Consider the following 18073-nt stretch of genomic DNA (forward strand, 5'->3'; position numbering starts at 1 on the left):
ATGAATATTTTACGCTACGAAGAAAACGACATCGAATTTTTCACCATCCAGGCAACTGGGGAATCAGGCATGAGCCAATCCGGTTTAGCCCGCCTCTGCGGTGTTAGTCGGCAAGCAGTTAATCAACTCGTCAATTCAGTGTCAACGAGTTCTTGTCCAGAATTTCTGAAACCTTTACAGAACAGGAGTTTAACCCTGTCAAGCAGTTATGATGAGTTTAAAAATGCCCAGGTACTGAAAGACTTTGTTTGTGCCCGCATTTTGGAATGGTACGCCTTCGAGTCCCAACGACCAACGAAAGAAGCCCAACAAGCATTTCGGAAATTTGCCACCCTAGGGATTCGCACCTGGATCCAGAGTATTACCGGTTGGGATGCCGGCGGCTTTCTGTTTCAGATCCCCATGACCGAAACCCCAAGCCCATTATCCAATGATCTCCAGGCGACCCTGGCGGCCCTCAAACAAGATTTGACGATCGCCCTCAAGCACCGCCACGCAATCCATAACATTGTCGAGCAACCCACTGTGGTTGATATTTCCCTACAACAGATTATCCATACCGCCGTCCATGTCCAGGGAAAAACCCTCAAGCGGGCGATCAAACGCCTAGAAGAACTCCATGCCGCCCCAGGAGAACAACCCGCCCTCGTGCCGACCGAATGGCGATCGCAATTGGCAGAACTCCAAGCCGAAAATGAACTACTGCGTCAACGGTTCCAGGAACAACACCCCAACCGCCCCCTAGATCTGATTCTTGACCCCGAAAAACTCCAAGCGCGCATCGAAACCGTTACAGAATATCTGTTGCAACAACAAAAACGACCCAACGGCGATCGCGCCCAAAAAGTATGTCGCACCCGAGCGACGATTTTTGTGCGTTACCAAGCCGGAGAATCCCTCAAGGCGATCGCCCAACGCCTCAAACTGCCCTACGAAACCGCTAAAAGTTATCTCAAACTCGTGCGCCGGAGCTACGCCGACCAAAACTAACACCACCTAAATACCCAAAAGGCGATCGCCCCTAATCTGAGCCCAGGGCCTGGAGCGATTGCCGGGCTAACTTCACATAGCTTTTTGCTGTGCCATAGGAAATCCCCAGATCCGCCGCAATTTCCCCCAGAGCCTCACCCCGCTCCCGCCGCGCTAACAACTCCGCCCATAATTCTGCTATCCGTCGCGCGCGATCGCCCCCCTGCCGTTGCCGTTGGGCCAGAAAGATTTCCTGGAGTTCCTCAATTCGTTCCCCTAAAATCTGGGCGGACAATTCCGCCGCCGACAATACTGGCGCAACAAGCTCAACGCCTAAAACAGTCTGACCGAGGCCAAATGTCGTTTTATGACCTGTACCACAATAGGGTGCTAACCAACCTAAAGCCGAAAACAAACGACAATATTTTGACTGGGCTCTGCCCTTGGTCACAACATTAAAAACCGCAGATCCAATAAAACCCGTCATCATCCCCTGTTTGCCTGCTGCCACCCGCCGCGTCTCAAGTTGGTGTTTCCGTACTACTACAAATTCATCGACCCATTCTAAAAATGCTCCAGACTCTATCGGTAAGCTAGAAAAATCATTCCATCGCCGGAGATAGCTCTGGAAGACATTCCTCGGCACCGGCAACGGAAAATGATGGCCCTTGCGCCGAAACCCCGTCGGCGACAAAAAACTCAGGCCCAGGCGATATTCCACCCGTTTCTGCCAAAGTTCCTGGTAGGTCGTCGCTGGCAATGATATGTCAATGCGCTTGATCGCAAACTCAAATTCCCCCAGGTGCATCACCTGAGGCGATCGTTTTTGCAGCCAAGCCACTACTCCCGCCACCACTACCTCAGACAAACAATGTAATGACCATTCACAATGACAACCCGGCTTAAAAGCTAACCGCGCTCCATCCCCCTCGATCCATAACCGCGACATCGCAAAAGCTTTTTCTGTTTGACCATCATGAAGATAGGCAGATAATGCCGGGTCAACCTCACGAAGTTGATGCAAAAACCATGCATGGAGGCCCTTGGCATAATGCTCACCCAAAACCCCAGCCTGACGCGGCGACAACTCAAAAATCAATCCAAGTAATTCTGTTTTCTGCCCTTGTAAGATTTGAGGTAGTTCGATTATTGCTGTCATATCTGAATTGAAGAATTGAGCGGATTGTTGCTACCCGTTTTTACCACACTCGCTCAAATCTAAGACTTTCAGACTTCCAAATCCTCGACGACCACATACATTCAACTGATATTAATATCAGTTAGTAAACAACCCATAGACATACCTGACCTTTCTATTAATAAGATGGACGCCGCACAGCATGTTCTTTGGGCAGCCAAATCGTAGCACCAACGCTGTCTAATGCCGAGACGCTGGCCTCAGTTAGATCAGCATTTTCTAGGCTCAAGCCAGCACTTTTGATGCCTAATAAATTTGCTCCCCGCAAATCAGCCCATGCACAGTTAGCGCCGCTCAGATCAGCCCCCTGGAGATTCGCATCACGAAGGTCAGCACTGGCGAGGTTACTACCTGCCAAATTTGCTCGTGCTGCATTGATTCCTGCGCAATAAGCATGATTTAGATTACTATCTGTCAGTACAGCTTTTGATAAGTTGACTCCTTCTAAGTTCGCATTATCAAAGACACTATCACTGAGATTAGCACCACTCAAAGTGGCATAGGCCAGATCTGCCCGTGCCCACTGAATCCCCGCCAAATTTGACTGCTGCAACATCGTCCGTTGCAAAATAGCATCCTGAAGATTTGCCCCTTGAAGATTTGCATTTTGTAGTTCAGCTGCGGATAAATCACAGCCAACTCCATTAAGCTGGGAGGCTTGGATCTCAGCAAGGTTACTGCTCTGCAATTCGCTGTGGGCAATATTGGCTCCATCTAACTGAGCTCCGGTTAAAACTGCACCATTGAGAATACTTTCACTGAGGTTAGCACCACGTAAATCTGCCTGGTGGGCATTAAGTCCCTCCCCTTGAATCTCCTTTAAATTAGCGGCCTGGGCCTTAGCTTGCACCAGCGTCGCTCCGGTCAGTTGAGCCTGATTGAACAGAGCATTGGTCAGATTTGCTCGACTCAAGTTGGCATCTTTGAGGTTGCAGTTGGAAAGGTTAGCGCCTTCGAGGTTCGCATGGCGCAAAATCGCATTTTCGAGATTTGCTCCAGCTAGGTTCATATTTTGGAGAAAAGCACCGGTTAATTCCGCACCCGCTAGGTTAACGCCAGGCGCTGATAGGTTCGACAGACGAAAATCTGCTTGATAAAACACAAACCCCTGGAGAGAATATTGGCTAAAATCTACATCCACGAATACCACTCGGCTAAAGTCACGGCGATCACCTTGGATCGCCTGTTGAAACTGAGCATCATTAAGACGCTCTTTAGAAAAAGTAGGACGAAAGGGAGCTGTATGATGCCAAAAAATAAGAGCATCAAGATTTTGAACAATGCTACGCATCAAGGATTTCATGTGTTTTCACTGCCTCTTCAGGTAAATATTCTGGAGTCGAAAATTCAGGGGACAAATCTGATTTAGGCACTTGTGCCCAAAGCGTTTGCAGCAGTCGATTAGTCAGGGAATAGTAAAGGCTGGGCAGTTGATCGAGATAACGGTAAATGCGTTCTAGGGCGATCGCCGGCCGGAGCGCTGTTTTAAATTCCGCAGTCAAGGTGCTTAGAGTAGCCCGTTGGGTGAGGTAATTGGCACAGTAGGTTAGCCCCCGCTGATAGTAACAATGGGTAATATTGTCCCGGCGATCCGTTGCTACCAGGAGATCATGGTACTGGTAGGTTAAATTCATCAACGGCATAATGATCCGATGAATTTGCTCAATGTAATCTTGAACTGCGGCTGATGTGCCAGAAAATTGCACCACTGGGGTTTCTATGATGGGCGTTAAAGCATGGGATAAACCTTGACAGGCTTCCTTGAGCGCTGACCCTAGAGCCATCAATTCTTCCTCGTGAGCTGAAACTATGGCCAAGTTGACGCTTACTGAGACGGATGAATCACTTAATGTGGCTACTTCTTCTGACTCTAATTTCCCTTGGACATCCTGATCCTGTTTTTGATACTGAGATTCCTCCAATTCAGCTAATTGTTGCGGGACACGTCCTTGGTGTTCCAGCGCTTCGAACTCCTCTTGAGTTTGCTGTTCTCGTTTTTGGCGATCGCGTTCCGCAAGTTCCGCCAATTCCTGGTGTTCTAATTCCTGAATCAATTCCATTACTTCCCAGGAATGATAAACTTCACCAGTGGCTTCAATGTGATCAAGAGTTGTAAGGTCGGGGCCATACCGAGATTGAGGCAGGTAATTACTGATCATGAATTTCATCCTTGGCTGCTTGAGCCTGGTAATGGCGCTGACGGAGGATATGCACAGCGTTTTGTACTAAAGTCTTTTTCTTGGGGTCAAAGCTATCTTGGACAGCAGGACTCCGGGCAAAACTATAGGTTAATAGGCAGGCTGTAGCACTCAAAACAACGGAAATTCCAGCCATTAGCATTGGAAAGGCGAGTTGCTCAAAACGACCCATTTTGAAATCGTTGATAAATAATTGAGTGGCAATCGCTGCCCCTGCAGCCGGGGACTTTAGGTTCTGGTTGGGCTTGAAATCACTTTCAAAGTGTCGAGGCATTTCTGCCTGGAGAAATTGCACATCATTCCCATATTCAGTACGTCGACTGAGAACTTCATCTAATGTGGCACTGGCGGCCTCATAAGCAGCCATATTTTCTATTTCGAGACGTTCAAGCTTCTGGATCAGGGGCAAATTAGGGGTTTTTACTGTCGTCCAATCGGTATTTCGTTCCTCATAGGAACCATAAAGGCTAAGCTGGAGCCGCTGCCATTCAGGGTTATTTCGGGAAGCGGCTTCTCCCTCCTTCGTGACGATTTGCTGCAGGAGTGCTTTAGATTCATTAATCTCAGCCTTGAGTTCATCCAGTTCAGCAGGTTGTTTGAGAACTTCCAATCGTTCCCGTTGTTTATGAATGACCGTTGCGGCTAATGTTTGCCTCACAGCAGGTTTATTGGTGAACATGACAATACCCGGCCCCGTAAACACGGTCAAAAGAGTATTAATCATCAAAAATCCTCCTAGACCACACCAAGCATTCGCTCGATAACCAGGCGCGTGTCTCGCAGCGATCGCCCCACAGCTATTTGATGCTGCATTAATCCCTCCCAAGACGGCGATCGCTGCAACTGGGGACAAAAAAAGCCCAAAACCATTCAAAGCAATAAAAATAAATGGCGCAATGCCAAGGGTATTTACAAAACTAGAAATTGTAATAAGACTTGCATTTAAAAAAGCCCGTTGCTTTAAATCCTGAGTCACAATCGCTGTGCCATGGAGATCTTGAGCATCACAAATTAATGCACATTTCAGGAGAAAGCAGGCAACTTTATAGGCAACCTGCTGCCGCGAAGTAACAGAACGATGAATCACAGGGGTAGAAAACTCAAGTTTCGTTGGATAACATTCGGAAAAAGGCGGGATTGGTGTTTGCATGGTCACAGAAAAGTAATGGCATTGCTACAGGCGAGAAATTTTGTGTTCTTAATCTTTTAATTGATATCACCCAGGATATTCATTCGATGAATACCCCTGTTCAAGCTTTAAGCAAAGATAGTTCACATTACACAAAATACTTTCCTGAAAGTTAAGATCAAAGCCTCGAAAATTAATATTTATTCCAAGATTTTTTAGTCTTCAATTTATGCTTTGTCATAATGCTCAGTACCTTAAACCATTATATTCCCAGCATGTCTCATAAATTTTCTAGTTTTGATTTAACAAATACAGAAAAATAAAGAGTAAAGTTCAACTAATGAAGCAGGAGAATAAAATTAGAAAAAAATCCATTATCTCTATTATTGAAATGGAATAATTCTAAGCAGAATTTTCGAATTTTAATACCCCAATGTTAACCGTGATTTTTTTAGAGAAGTATCTAATCATTTCAAATATAAAGCCAATCGAAAATTTCCCTTCATATGTGTTGATACTGACATTCTGAATAAGATTATTCAATAAACAAACCAAGTCTTATCAATAAATTAATAGTCAGCATTAAGATATTCAATTTACAACCCAGAAAATTCAAATTTAGCTTTCTTTTTCATAATTAAATTGAGGGTTCTGAACATCTAAGTGCTCATTTTATAAATGATTCTAAAACATAATGCCGAAATAAATTCATCCACATATCTTATTGATAAAATTGGTATTCAGTAGAGACTTCCTCACGCATTTTTTGGCGCACCTCTAGGGGCGCAATTACTTCTCCATTAGGCCGCCAGTCTCGCAGACGCATCAACACATTGGTATCTTGCCAGCGAATCCATACTCCATAGTACAAATCCTCAGGTGATCGCTCTGCCAAAATCTTTAAAATACTCTGTCGTTCCTGGGGATCACAGATAGTTTGTTGTAAATTTTGGGGGATTTCTTCATAGTTTAAGCGCTGAAAAGTTTCATGACGCATTGACCGTTCCACATACCAATAAGCAAAGGTTTTCGGGAACCGCAGGATAAGAAAAACCTTTGGCAAATAAAAATTAAAGCCCCAAGCTTCCTGAAGAGCCATCTCGATATACTCAGAGGTGGGTAGCTGGCCTGTATTACGTAAGGCTTTTAGTTTCGGAGGAACAGCAGCCGAACCCCATGGCAATACTTTCAATTGGGGTGAAGCGATTCGATCTAAACGATAATTGTGCCATTCCAGCCGAGCAGAAGGCCCTAAACCGTAAGCACTGAGATATTTTGCTCGCCGTGCATAGTGTAAACATACCGGATACACGATCACTTGTACTTTGCGTTCCTCAAAAGCTAGCCAATTTTCAAATTGAACGATTCCGCCTTCTGGGGTCGTCCAAAGTTGTTCTAAGGTTACTTGATAGTCGTCTACTCTCTCCTGAAGTTCATCTGTCAAAATGTAATCGAGGTGAATAAATAAGCGCTTTTGGGTTGAGGCGTTGCCTGTTATTTGGTTTACTTGATGCCAAAGCTGACTAGCAACGATTTCCAGGTTGGGCTGCACGAAAGCGATCGCCTGGAGAACATGAAGGAGATCCCGTTGTTGATTGGCCTCTAAAGATACTTTTTCGAGTCCTGACTGGTATACATTATCTGGCGGCTGTGGCAACATCTTCAAGGATTTGCCTCGAAATAAACTAGAAGTTGGTTTTTCTAACCAACCTAATTCAACCAGTAATTTTAAATCATTACGAATCGAGCGGTGTACCGTTAGGAAAGGGGCGCTATCTAAAAATTTCCCCAACTCCTCTACGCTCAAACCCGTTAATTCCTGAACCTTTATTAACCATTGTTCGAGGGATATCGATAAACGAGGAACAATCAATTCTTTAAGAGATTGTTGACAAATGCAATCCGAACTAGCACAAGCAGTGCTCAAGAGATCCACAGTGCTGCTTTCCTGCGGATGATGAGTTGGGGCGAATAGGCGATCGCGTAACTGAGGGTAGGAAAAAGAGCGAGGCCAGCAGTCTAACCAGTCAAAATCTGGTAAATATAAGCGACTTACAAAAAACCAAAGCCGGAATGTCCGCAAAAAACGATTACTCCACTGGCCACTACTGAGCCAATTCAAAAGCTCTGGCGTTGGCTCAGCAAATATTTCTATATCTAGCATTGAATGATTCCTTTCAACTATTAAGGTATTTTAAGACTAATTATTAATATGATACAAATCAGTAGTTCTTGGTGGAGACAGTAACAACAAAATATTGATAAATTGTCGTTTGATTATCAAAACTTTATAGTATACTTTTTAAGTAGTCACTTTGTTTTTCAAATCAGTACTTTAGTAGATAATTTAATTTTTTTTACTTTGAAGTTTACAAAAATCATGAGTCAAAATCATATATCTAAACGTAACTTTAAAATAGAAGTAAACAGAATATGCCTCTATTTAATCTATAGTTCTGCAGTATGGCCAAGCATCTTTAAATCTTAGAAAATTTCCACGCTGAACTCATCTTGCCTTCCCAGTCGTCAAAAAATTACAAGAAAAAACCCATGATGTTTCCAAAAAAACTTTACCAGACATCATGCAGTAATTAGTTTGATTTCTTGTTCTCCTTTAACTCATTAACCTGCTGATAGGCAATTCAGTCGCTAAAGTCTTTTTGGATCATCATGCTTTTTTAATTGCTTAAAATCTTTATATCTTGAATAAAGAGACTTCGTATCGCTCAAACTGCCCATCCTGAGAAATTAGGGTTAACTCTTCCATCTGGGCTTGGGCGATTAGCATCCTATCAAAGGGATCCTTGTGATAGTCTGGCAACTCCCCCACTTTCAATCCATGCTCCGCTGTAATTTTGAGAACTTCAAACTGATTGATCTGCAACATTTCTAAAAGGTTGTCAGGTACTGATAGCTTCCCTAAAGACCGCTTAATCGACATTTCCCACACCGTGGCTGCACTGACAAATACAAAGGATTCTGGATTGGCGATCGCCGTCCGCATCGCCCCTGATAGACGTGGGTTATTTTCCAACCACCACAATAGAATATGGGTATCTAGCAGATAGCGCATCGCTATTCCCCATAAAACAGAGCATTAATCTCTGGGGATTCTGCATCAAAATCATCGGCTATTTTTATTTGACCTTCCCAACCACCAGGGGTTCTGGGTTGACTTAGACCTTCGTAGGGCACAAGACGAACCAAAGGTTTTCCGGCACGACTAATAATCACCTTTTCCCCTGCTAAAACCGCCTCAATCAATTTTGATAGGTGGGTTTTAGCTTCATGAATATTGGCATTATGCATCATCAATACTTAGCTAAGCTTAGTCTAATTATATAAAAATATCAAAGGCCAGTACAATAGGCGAAGATCTTAGCTTCGCTCCAATGTCATCCCTCCCATCACCCACTCAACAACTCATCCGTGCTGCCCAGGATGACAATGTCATTGAACTTTGGCTCTCTCGGGTTAATCTTCGTTCCCGCCAGACCTATCACACCACTATTCGTCAATTTCAGCTTCATTTTGAGTTTGCGCCCCTCCACCGGATTACCCTCGAAGACCTCATTCAGTGGCAACAAATGCTCTCTCTCCGCTACAGCCAAAATACCCAACGCAGCAAAGTTTCGATTATTAAAAGTCTCTTCAATTTTGCCCACCGGGCTGGCTATCTACAGGTTAATCCGGTGGTGCTTTTGAAAACCCCCAATGCTCACCCTTGTCTCCATGAACGGATTTTGACTAAATCCCAGGTGGAGGCTGTGGTGCTCCATGCGGACAGCGATCGCAATGAGTTGATTGCCCAGACTTTATACACTCTCGGTCTGCGGGTCAGTGAGTTGGTGGAGATGAAATGGTCAGATTTCAGCCCAACGGATACAGGGATGCGCCTCCGGGTCATTGGTAAGGGCAATAAGCAGCGGCACGTCAATATCCCGGACCATCTCTATCAATATTTACAGCGATTGCGGGGGGATTCTCCCTATGTGTTTCGCTCGCGTCAAGGGCCGCAGTTAACGCGGCAGCAGGTCTACAACATCATCAAAAGTTTAGGCGATCGCCTAAATATCAGACTTTCGCCCCACTACTTGCGCCATAGCCATGCCACCCATAGCCTTGCGGGGGGATGTCCTCTCAAGCTCCTCAGTGACAACCTCGGTCACAGCAACATCAGTGTCACTTCTAATTATCTCCATGCCAATGAAACCGATGGTAGTGCCAATTACCTCCCGGCCATGGGTGGACTCAATTCCGCTTGATTTTAAGAAGTGGCTTGCTGACTATACCCCGAAAAAGTGGACAGTCTCGATGAGTCGAAATTGAAGGAGAATGTCCCCATGTCAAAAAAAGCTCGTAGTGAACTATCCTAAAAAAGTGTATATAGCTGACAGAGTTCTCTTAGTTGTTCCTTAAGACGATCACCTACTGAGTCAGGACTAATAATTTTGCAGTCTTTACCGTAGGGCAGTATTTCACGGAAAAACCAGAAGGTACTCGTAATATTGCGAATAATTTGGCGTGTCTTAGGGAATTCAGAATGCCAGTCGTTATGGGTATCAGTACTCTTTCCTTGGTAGCTAAAGGCAAGACTTCGATATAAATGCACTTCTACGGCGATCATATCAGGCTGGGCTCGCCATTTATGGTTTAAGGGACTGACCGATGCATCTTGAATCCGGTCTAAACGTAGACTCCAGTTATGCTGAAGTTCTGGTAAATCAAAATTACCCTCAATTTCAGTTGCCCAACAATCAAGGTATTGGCGTTTTTCATGGGTGACAATTTGAGCGTAATGAATCGCAAAACTCCAAATTCGTTCCTGGGCATCCTGATAAGACAACTGAAAGGGTTGTTGACAGCGAATAAAACTATCAATGCGTTGTCGCCATGTTGGTAGAGGCTGTTGTAAGAATTTTTCGATTTCTTGTTTTAAGGCAATGTCTTTGAGTTCACCTCGTTCGCTTAAGATCTGGGCAAGGGCGATCGCCTCGTCTAATTGTCCCTGATCAATCAGAAATGTTCGTATTCGCTCCAAGGCATTAATTCGCTCTAATTGCCAATCGTTATTCGGCGCGATTTTAAGCTCCCGTTTGGCAATCAGTTTGATGAGCTTAGAGATATTCGGGCGATCGCCCCATATACATCCATATTCCAGAGCTAACTTTTCAAGCTCTGCTTTTTCCCGTTCCAGAAGCGAGAGGGTAACCGACTGACCTTTACGACCCATGTTTTGTACGTACACTTAATTATTTTTTGTACTGTCACTTCTGATTTTTACAGCTAGAATGGAAATCAACAAGGATTTACGTACACTTTCTCCAGCAATGTCTGATTATTCGATTACGCTTAAACCCGTGTTTTCAGCTCCGGCGGGCTCTCTACCTGCGAGTGTAAAGTTACCGCAAGGATGGTCATCATTAGCTTGGCATCAGAAAGAAACATTAGATGCTCTAAATAATCCTGAAATCGATGTAGTCTTTAATGTGGCGATGACAGGAGATGGTAAAAGTTTAGCCGCTTATTTAAAACCCCTTACTAAAAAGTTATTTTCTGTAATTTCTCTCTATCCCACTAATGAGCTAGCGCGAGATCAAGAGTCACAAATTCAGAATTATATTGACCTTTTTCAGCCTAAGGTTAAGCCGCGATGTAGTCGTCTCAGTGGTGAATTATTAGAGGTTTATGCAGAAAACGAAAATCTAAGAAAAGAAGCGGCGATCGCCAGTCGTTCAGGTCAATCTGATATTCTGCTGAGTAACCCTGATATCTTCCATTATTTACATCGAGGAGCCTACTTAACGCCCTACGATAATCGAGATAAGTTATGGGGACGTATTGCACAGGATTTTGAGCTATTTATTTTTGATGAATTTCATGTTTTTGCCGCTCCTCAAATATCTAGCGTCTTAAATACGCTGCTCCTGATACGAACAACTCAGAGCCTAAATAAAAAATTTCTCTTCCTTTCAGCGACACCAGATCATAAATTTATAGAGCGTCTAAAAATAGCCGGATTTCGTTGCCAGGTTATAGATCCCAAAGAAGAAAATAAATATCAATTTCCGGTTGCGGAGGCAGATCAAGCAGAGTTATTAGCGCAAAATTGGCGCAAAGTTGTCAGTGAGATTAATTTACAGTTCATTGCTTTAGAGTCGAATAGTCGAGCTTCTGAATTATGGCTTAAGGAAAATGCAGAAAAAATCCTAGAGCAATTCTCTGAGCCGGGTAGTAAAGGAGCCATCATCCTAAACTCAGTGGCATCAGTGAAACGGTTAGTTTATTTTTTTAAAGATTATTTAGAGCCATATGGTTTGACGGTAGGAGAAAATACAGGTCTGTCTAGTAAAGAGACAAAAGAAAAATCTTTATCTTCAGATCTCGTGATTGGTACGAGTACCATCGACGTGGGGGTGGATTTTAAGATTAATTTCTTGTTTTTTGAATCCGCAGATTCTGGGAATTTTATTCAACGGCTAGGGCGATTAGGTCGTCATGAAGGTTATAAAAAAGAAGATAAGTTCATTAAATTTCAATCATTTCGGGCTTACGCTCTAGTTCCAAATTTTTTTACAGAACGCCTGTTTGATAAAAATGATGCACCGTTAACCCAGAATAAATCCTATGAGCGTCCATTTTTTCATGAAATAGTTGCAGCAGAATATCGCTCAATTAATCAATTCTATCGTTACTATCAAAAATGGGGTGGGTTTCAATCTTTCAAATTATTCTTAGATCTAAAACAAAAACCGATTCAGAAAACCTATGAAGAGAGCATTAAAGTTTTTGCCGAGCTAAGTCAGCAAACATTAGATTTTAAGATAGGTTATGTTGCCCATCAATGGAAAAAATTTGGGCAAGAGTGGCATGATTTATCTGGTAAACAAGGAAATCCAGTTGCTGAAGAGGCTTGTAGTTTTCGGGGTAAAAGCGATCTGCAATGTGGTCTCTATGATTTAACAGAAAGTAATGAGGCATCTCGCTTTAAAGCCTATGGTTTACCAGGGATTTTAAGCAATCTAGAAATTAAACCGGTGACGGAGGCGGAATATCGGCGATCACTGGATCAAGCGATTCAAAAATCTGGTCAACCCATTGCGAAGGGTCGGTTTAATTACTGTCTGGCGTTTATGGAGTTGGTGCGCTACCAAGATGAGCGACTGGACTGGAAGTTTACGTACAACGGTGATCTATTGGATCTGATTAATCGCTGGGAAGTGCAAGTATTGTACGGTTTCGAGATTTGGCAACCTGATAATCATTGGATATCTGCGATCAATAAACGGTTGGCGAAACAGGGCATGGTGGTTTACTTGCTACCTCGTCCGGTGTCGGAGGTGAGAGCAAGGCTACAACTACCGATGCATTTCCAGATTTATCCGATCTGCGATCGCCATAGTTGGCATGACCCAAAAGCACCTTACTCGATTGCGTTCGGGCAAAGTGCTTTGTTAATCGATACCCTCGCTTACTACTTCAAAAAAGATGGAGGTAAAGCATGGATTTTTTAGGAAAACAGTCCCGTAGTCGGGATTTTTTTCGCGAGATGGCTTTCGCCAATAAGTACAGACGTATTTATTTCAGTCCCGACAGCGGGATTAAGCCAATTCCTGACTACTGATGCCTGCAAATTTAGGATAGGACGAAAAAATAAAGTAGTCAAATATGTCTGAATTTATAAAGCTTTTAAGCGACCCCTTATATTTTTGAGATGGCATCGCTAGAATCAAAATTATCCATCTTGAATTCCCTAAGAGAATCCAATGAGTAAGAAAGCCCAAATTCTTCGTTTGCTCTCTGATCGCAAGCTCCACGCTCCGCAAGAGCTAATCCCCATTACCCATCGTTTTAGTGCTGTAATTCATTCTCTCCGAGAAGAGGGGTATCAGATCGAGACGGTTCGTATTGCTCATAACGACTGCCATTATCAAATGCTTTAGCTTCTGCATGGGTATGTTTTAATTTTTCCTTCGTAACCTAAGCATACCCATTTTTCTCAGAGAGAGATTTAGATAAGGCTTTCGGCACTAAGGACAGGCGTAAGTAGTCTCAGCCCCCAATTATGGTTGGTTTAGTCACAAGTTTCTGGTAAGTCATTTAGTCAAATAGCATTTCTCTTTTATTTCCCTCTCTGAGTTTTCTTAAGTTCTTTTCTATTGATTTTGGATTACAACCCACTCACGACAACTGCATTTACTGGAAAATATGAATGACAATTTTGATTTAGAGAACATTAATCCCGATGAATTTCTCGCGGATGAAAGTGGAGATCGCCAGATTGACCCCCAAGAAAGAGAGCTACTAACTCTCAAGCTGCTGCGTAAGGCGATTCAGGATTCCAACCAAGATGATCCAGTGATGAAAGATTTTGCTGAGATTGTCTTACCCAATTTGTTGAAGGTGGCGATCGGGGTTACAGCTAAAGGGGGTAAATTTTTTGATGAAATTGATGCTCAATGGGCAGCCGAAGGGAAAGAGAAAGTTCGGCGAGATAATGCGGCGGATCAGTCCTTAAATACCCATTTACTCAATGGTCTATTTCCTGCTAACCAGATTGAAAAACGATTAGAGCAACTCGATACCACTATTGCCCGTGGCATTGAAGAATTTGAGCGACGGTTAACCATTGCAGGATTTATTCTTCATGACTTTGAGAAATTCCCCGATGTCTCCCAAGATTGCCGCAAGCTTGATATCCAACAACAGCAAGAGATCATTGTTCAAAAACTTTTGGAGTTAGAACTCAATAAATTCATTGACCCAGATAATCCCGAAACCTATCAAGAATACCTTGATGATTTAACCGTTCTGATTTGCAATGCCCAAAGACGCTGGGATACGAACTGGAACTTTTCTGAATATGGCCTACAGCCGAAAGTTCACCCTAAATTACTGCGGCAATTAGCAGACCTAACTTGTCTAGCTGATTCCTTTGCATCGATTATTAAACATCCCCAAGATGCCGTAAAGACGAAATTTAAGGAGTTATTGCATAGTCTCAGCAATGGTCAATTGAGTCTGACCTATCATCATTTAGCCGAAAACCGTGGTGTTTTAACTAATGTGGTAAATAATGCTGTGATGGATCTTCATACCAGCTTGAATACAGACGATGAGATTTTCTATGAACCATTGCTGTATTTACCGACAGGGGTAATCTATCTCAAAACCCGCAATGCCCCAGATATTCCGACAGATGGGTTAGGCGATCGCATTGTCAAAAAGATCAAAAGTCTGTGCTTTAAACAACTGAAAGCAAGACAAACGGGCTTTAGTCGAGATGGAAAGGGGATGAAATATGCCGATTATTACAACCTCTTTTGTGATGGACGGGGCTTAATGGAAATTGGTCTTGATGCTACCTTGAAAATCCTCAGTAGTAATAAAAAATCTGTTGCCCCTGCCCGTACAGAAAAACTGAAAAATTTCCAAAGATTGGGCATTTTGTCTGCCCATTATAATTTTCAACTCAAAGAAGATATCCGGATGGATCAACTCGCTGAATTTAGCGATACGATCTGCCGCAAAATTTGGGGGGATAAATATAAGGAGTTAGAAAACCTTTATAAACAAAGAGTTCGCGATCGCAAGAAAAAGAAAAGCCTCGCAGAATTACCGGAGCCACAATTACCGCCAGAAGGAGTGATTCTTAAAGTTGCTGAGTTTTGGGAATTAACGGAATACATTCCTCAACTTCGACAAATTCAGAATATTAATCAATCCCTCAAAGAAAATAAACTCAAGGGTAATACAGGTGGTATTCCCTATGAATGGTATTACCTTTCTACTAAATATCTTGAAGCAAATCCCGGCTTAGAAGATATTCGGGAAACTGCCGAACAACTCATTACCTTTATCGCTGATTTAATCGAACCAATTATTGCCCAATATTCTGTTGATGACGGTTGGCAAGATGTTCGCGAATGGGTAAAACGAGTGGTGATGTTACCGCAACAGGAAATAGCCTCTAATGCAGAACAGGTTGAAATTTTCTTAAAGGAATTAAACGCCTATCAAGCTGCGAAAAAATCTGGACGGGGAAAAGAAATTATTTGCTCCATTTCTAATTCTCCCTATTCCGTAAAAGAACAAATGGAAGCAGAAGTATTATTTACGCCGCAGGTTTACACCAATAAACAACATTTAGGGGGTTCTAACGCCAAGCGCAATATTTCTAGCATTGCAGGGATTGAGATGATGCTCCGGCAAATTCTCATGAACCAAACCCAAGCCGTTGGGAAACGGTTTGAGGATGGGAAATATCGTTATCTCTATTTTTACCCCACTTACTACTTCACACCCGAAACCAATAAATTTTTGCAGCAAGCTTATCAGGCGATCGCCCAGACTCGGTTTGATACAGAGCTAAGAAATCATTTTATTAGTAAAGAAGGTGATATTAATCTTACAAAAGCCAACTACCAATCCGTTGACTTTTTGTTAATGGATGAAGAACTCAAAGCCAAGCAGCAGCTACCAGACAAAGATCCCAACTATCGCAAAGACCGCACTTTTAAACTCTCTTATCCTGATGATCAGCCCTTAACTTTTTACTTCATTGCTTTGCCGCCGGGGCGCGATCCCACCGATACCGAATCTTGGGTAATGCCCACTTGGTTAGCCTTTGTGATGCCGATGATTTTGGATGTTAAAACCGTTGTTTCTGAATCACCCATTCCACCATTCACCGATGGCACAGAATTTGAGGAGACCGTTTTTCTTGATAGTGCCCCCCAAGCATTTCGGGTATTGACTGGAGTAGATCGATTCCGTCTCGACTACATCCTAGAGGGGTGGCGCGATGGAAGTGGTCGGACGTATCCATCACCGCTAAAAGCTCTGACCGCAGCCTATGCCATTCACCTTGATGTGAATCCAAAACGTGGCAAAGGAGGTTATGACGCGAACTGGGGGAAATTAACAGAACTTGCCAAAGATTTTCAATCTAGTCCCCTCAATGTTTTTAGTTATCTCAGTAAATGGAGGCGAGGCAAAGAAGCGGAATCACCACCGATGAGCAAAATCAAACTTTATGCCGATCATTTTTATCCCTGTTTTGATCCCTATTTCAACTCTATAGACCAAAAGGAGAAATCACCCTTGAATCACCCCAAAGAACTCACTCGGCTCTACCGAAAATTTTATCGGGCAAACAAATCCTATAACCCCAAAGCTAATGCTGTATTAAAACCAATTGATGTCGCAGCTCAAGCAATTCTCAACGCAGATAATTGCTTAATGGACAGTGAAACATTGGTCGCTGTCACGGCAGCAGAAGTTTCTAAACTCATGGATCGTGTCCATTCCTCAACTGCTGAAGGACGTTGGGTGGTCAGCGATCGCGAAGTAGAACGCCAAAAAGTGCTTGAGTTTGCCCAGTATTTTGTCCTAGAAGTTTTTGAAGGAGGCTTTAAAGGCGATCGCGCTCGTTTGGCAGGGAAACAACTAAACCTCATTCGAGACACTTGCGAATTTCTCTATCGCCTTGAGCAAGACCAAGAAAACCAAGACTACAAAGCTCGTAAAGCGGCTCAAGAGGAAGAGTAACCATTTTTTCTCATCTCGCCTTTTATTTTTCTTACACATTTCAGGAACATAATTATGTCTTTACTCAAATCTATCGATTCTAAGTTTTTCCATACAGAAATTCCCAGTAAACCCATGGGCAAGTATGCTCATTTTTTAACGATTCGTGTAACTGAATCCTACCCACTCTTTCAGACCGATGGCGAGCTTAATAAAGCACGGGTAACAGCAGGTGTTGAGGATCAAAGTTTGATGAGTCGTTTGGCAATGTTTAAGCGGAAGCAATCTACACCTGAACGTCTAGTAGGTCGTGAACTTCTGCGTAATTACGGGATTATTACAGAAGCCTGTGAGTATAACGAGAAATTTGAGATGGATCATCCTGATTCGATTGTCTATGGGTTTGCCATTGGGGATTCTGGTTCAGAAAAGTCGAAAGTAGTTGTAGATACGGCGTTCTCCATTACTCCCTTTGACGAATCCCATGAAACTTTCACTCTGAATGCGCCCTATGAGAGCGGCACAATGAGTAAACAAGGGGTGGTGACTAGTCGCATTAATCAACAGGATCATATTCGTCCTCAGGTTTTCTTTCCAAGCATTGTCACCCTGAAAGATCCGACAGAAGGTACATTTTTGTATGTGATGAATAATATTCTGCGAACTCGTCACTATGGCGCACAAACGACCCGCACAGGACGTTTACGAAATGAGTTAATCGGCGTGGTTTTTGCTGACGGAGAAATTGTTAGTAATTTGCGCTGGACACAAATGATCTACGATCTGATGAAGGATAAGATTGCCCCTCCTGATCCTTTACAGGAAGCAGATGTACTTGATGCGGCAAAAGAGGCGATTGCCCAACTCATGACAGAGGAAGTTATTGTCCATACTGATTTAATTGGGGAAGCTTTTCAAGCCTTACTGGGTGAGGTAAAATCTCTCACTTCTACAGAGGAAGGTATTCAATCTTTGCTTCAAACAGCAGATCGAGATGCAAAAGCATACTATGAGAAGTATGTAAAAAAGCAAGGTAAATAAGCGAGGATA

At 43.1% G+C, this 18073-nt stretch carries 13 protein-coding genes; 5 read left to right on the top strand and 8 right to left on the bottom strand.

Translation table 11 applies throughout. From position 1 onward, the window contains the following. A complete protein-coding gene (locus ACZ45B_RS14525; protein WP_024547061.1) occupies positions 1–990 on the top strand; it encodes a hypothetical protein in 990 nt (329 codons plus the stop codon). A 31-nt stretch (positions 991–1021) separates the two neighbouring features. Here ACZ45B_RS14525 and cas6 read toward each other — a convergent pair whose 3' ends face one another. The 7 genes from cas6 to ACZ45B_RS14560 all read right to left on the bottom strand — a co-directional run bounded on the left by cas6 (position 1022) and on the right by ACZ45B_RS14560 (position 8803). Continuing rightward, positions 1022–2128 (bottom strand): CRISPR-associated endoribonuclease Cas6, encoded by a 1107-nt coding sequence (gene cas6, locus ACZ45B_RS14530; RefSeq protein ID WP_024547060.1) that lies wholly within the window; start codon positions 2126–2128, stop codon positions 1022–1024. A 157-nt stretch (positions 2129–2285) separates the two neighbouring features. Then, complete coding sequence (locus tag ACZ45B_RS14535) at positions 2286–3458, bottom strand: pentapeptide repeat-containing protein (RefSeq protein WP_236612546.1); 1173 nt, start codon at positions 3456–3458, stop codon at positions 2286–2288. Continuing rightward, complete coding sequence (locus tag ACZ45B_RS14540; RefSeq protein ID WP_024547058.1) at positions 3451–4326, bottom strand: hypothetical protein; 876 nt, start codon at positions 4324–4326, stop codon at positions 3451–3453. The genes ACZ45B_RS14535 and ACZ45B_RS14540 overlap by 8 nt, the downstream gene beginning before the upstream one ends. Further along, entirely contained in the window at positions 4316–5452 is a 1137-nt protein-coding gene (locus ACZ45B_RS14545) for a hypothetical protein (RefSeq protein WP_236612545.1), read from the bottom strand. Before ACZ45B_RS14545 ends, ACZ45B_RS14540 begins: the two co-directional genes overlap by 11 nt. Before the next feature lie 763 nt (positions 5453–6215). Continuing rightward, entirely contained in the window at positions 6216–7658 is a 1443-nt protein-coding gene (locus ACZ45B_RS14550) for a TIGR03985 family CRISPR-associated protein (RefSeq protein ID WP_464675051.1), read from the bottom strand. Positions 7659–8189: 531 nt separating this feature from the next. Further along, positions 8190–8567, bottom strand: coding sequence for a type II toxin-antitoxin system VapC family toxin (locus ACZ45B_RS14555; RefSeq protein ID WP_024547056.1), 378 nt, complete (start codon positions 8565–8567; stop codon positions 8190–8192). Between the two features lie 2 nt (positions 8568–8569). After that, complete coding sequence (locus ACZ45B_RS14560; protein ID WP_024547055.1) at positions 8570–8803, bottom strand: type II toxin-antitoxin system Phd/YefM family antitoxin; 234 nt, start codon at positions 8801–8803, stop codon at positions 8570–8572. An 83-nt stretch (positions 8804–8886) separates the two neighbouring features. Between ACZ45B_RS14560 and ACZ45B_RS14565 the strand changes: the two genes are divergently transcribed. Beyond that, positions 8887–9759, top strand: coding sequence for a tyrosine-type recombinase/integrase (locus ACZ45B_RS14565; RefSeq protein ID WP_024547054.1), 873 nt, complete (start codon positions 8887–8889; stop codon positions 9757–9759). 107 nt (positions 9760–9866) lie between these two features. Here ACZ45B_RS14565 and ACZ45B_RS14570 read toward each other — a convergent pair whose 3' ends face one another. After that, positions 9867–10727, bottom strand: a complete 861-nt coding sequence (locus ACZ45B_RS14570) for a WYL domain-containing protein (protein ID WP_024547053.1) — start codon at positions 10725–10727, stop codon at positions 9867–9869. Positions 10728–10785: 58 nt separating this feature from the next. Between ACZ45B_RS14570 and cas3 the strand changes: the two genes are divergently transcribed. The 3 genes from cas3 to cas7d all read left to right on the top strand — a co-directional run bounded on the left by cas3 (position 10786) and on the right by cas7d (position 18064). Continuing rightward, on the top strand, positions 10786–13008 hold the full coding sequence (cas3, locus tag ACZ45B_RS14575) for a type I-D CRISPR-associated helicase Cas3' (RefSeq protein WP_236612543.1): 2223 nt from the start codon (positions 10786–10788) through the stop codon (positions 13006–13008). Between the two features lie 694 nt (positions 13009–13702). Beyond that, positions 13703–17044, top strand: coding sequence for a type I-D CRISPR-associated protein Cas10d/Csc3 (gene cas10d, locus ACZ45B_RS14580; protein WP_024547051.1), 3342 nt, complete (start codon positions 13703–13705; stop codon positions 17042–17044). 54 nt (positions 17045–17098) lie between these two features. Continuing rightward, a complete protein-coding gene (gene cas7d / locus ACZ45B_RS14585) occupies positions 17099–18064 on the top strand; it encodes a type I-D CRISPR-associated protein Cas7/Csc2 (protein ID WP_029682017.1) in 966 nt (321 codons plus the stop codon). Positions 18065–18073 lie beyond the last annotated feature (9 nt).

Source organism: Picosynechococcus sp. NKBG15041c (assembly GCF_055380235.1).

Bases quoted from the DNA above. Each gene is read 5' to 3' on its own strand.
- ACZ45B_RS14525 (WP_024547061.1), top strand. From the start codon at position 1: ATGAATATTTTACGCTACGAAGAAAACGACATCGAATTTTTCACCATC.
- cas6 (WP_024547060.1), bottom strand. From the start codon at position 2,128: ATGACAGCAATAATCGAACTACCTCAAATCTTACAAGGGCAGAAAACA.
- ACZ45B_RS14535 (WP_236612546.1), bottom strand. From the start codon at position 3,458: ATGCGTAGCATTGTTCAAAATCTTGATGCTCTTATTTTTTGGCATCAT.
- ACZ45B_RS14540 (WP_024547058.1), bottom strand. From the start codon at position 4,326: ATGATCAGTAATTACCTGCCTCAATCTCGGTATGGCCCCGACCTTACA.
- ACZ45B_RS14550 (WP_464675051.1), bottom strand. From the start codon at position 7,658: ATGCTAGATATAGAAATATTTGCTGAGCCAACGCCAGAGCTTTTGAAT.
- ACZ45B_RS14555 (WP_024547056.1), bottom strand. From the start codon at position 8,567: ATGCGCTATCTGCTAGATACCCATATTCTATTGTGGTGGTTGGAAAAT.
- ACZ45B_RS14560 (WP_024547055.1), bottom strand. From the start codon at position 8,803: ATGCATAATGCCAATATTCATGAAGCTAAAACCCACCTATCAAAATTG.
- ACZ45B_RS14565 (WP_024547054.1), top strand. From the start codon at position 8,887: ATGTCATCCCTCCCATCACCCACTCAACAACTCATCCGTGCTGCCCAG.
- ACZ45B_RS14570 (WP_024547053.1), bottom strand. From the start codon at position 10,727: ATGGGTCGTAAAGGTCAGTCGGTTACCCTCTCGCTTCTGGAACGGGAA.
- cas3 (WP_236612543.1), top strand. From the start codon at position 10,786: ATGGAAATCAACAAGGATTTACGTACACTTTCTCCAGCAATGTCTGAT.
- cas10d (WP_024547051.1), top strand. From the start codon at position 13,703: ATGAATGACAATTTTGATTTAGAGAACATTAATCCCGATGAATTTCTC.
- cas7d (WP_029682017.1), top strand. From the start codon at position 17,099: ATGTCTTTACTCAAATCTATCGATTCTAAGTTTTTCCATACAGAAATT.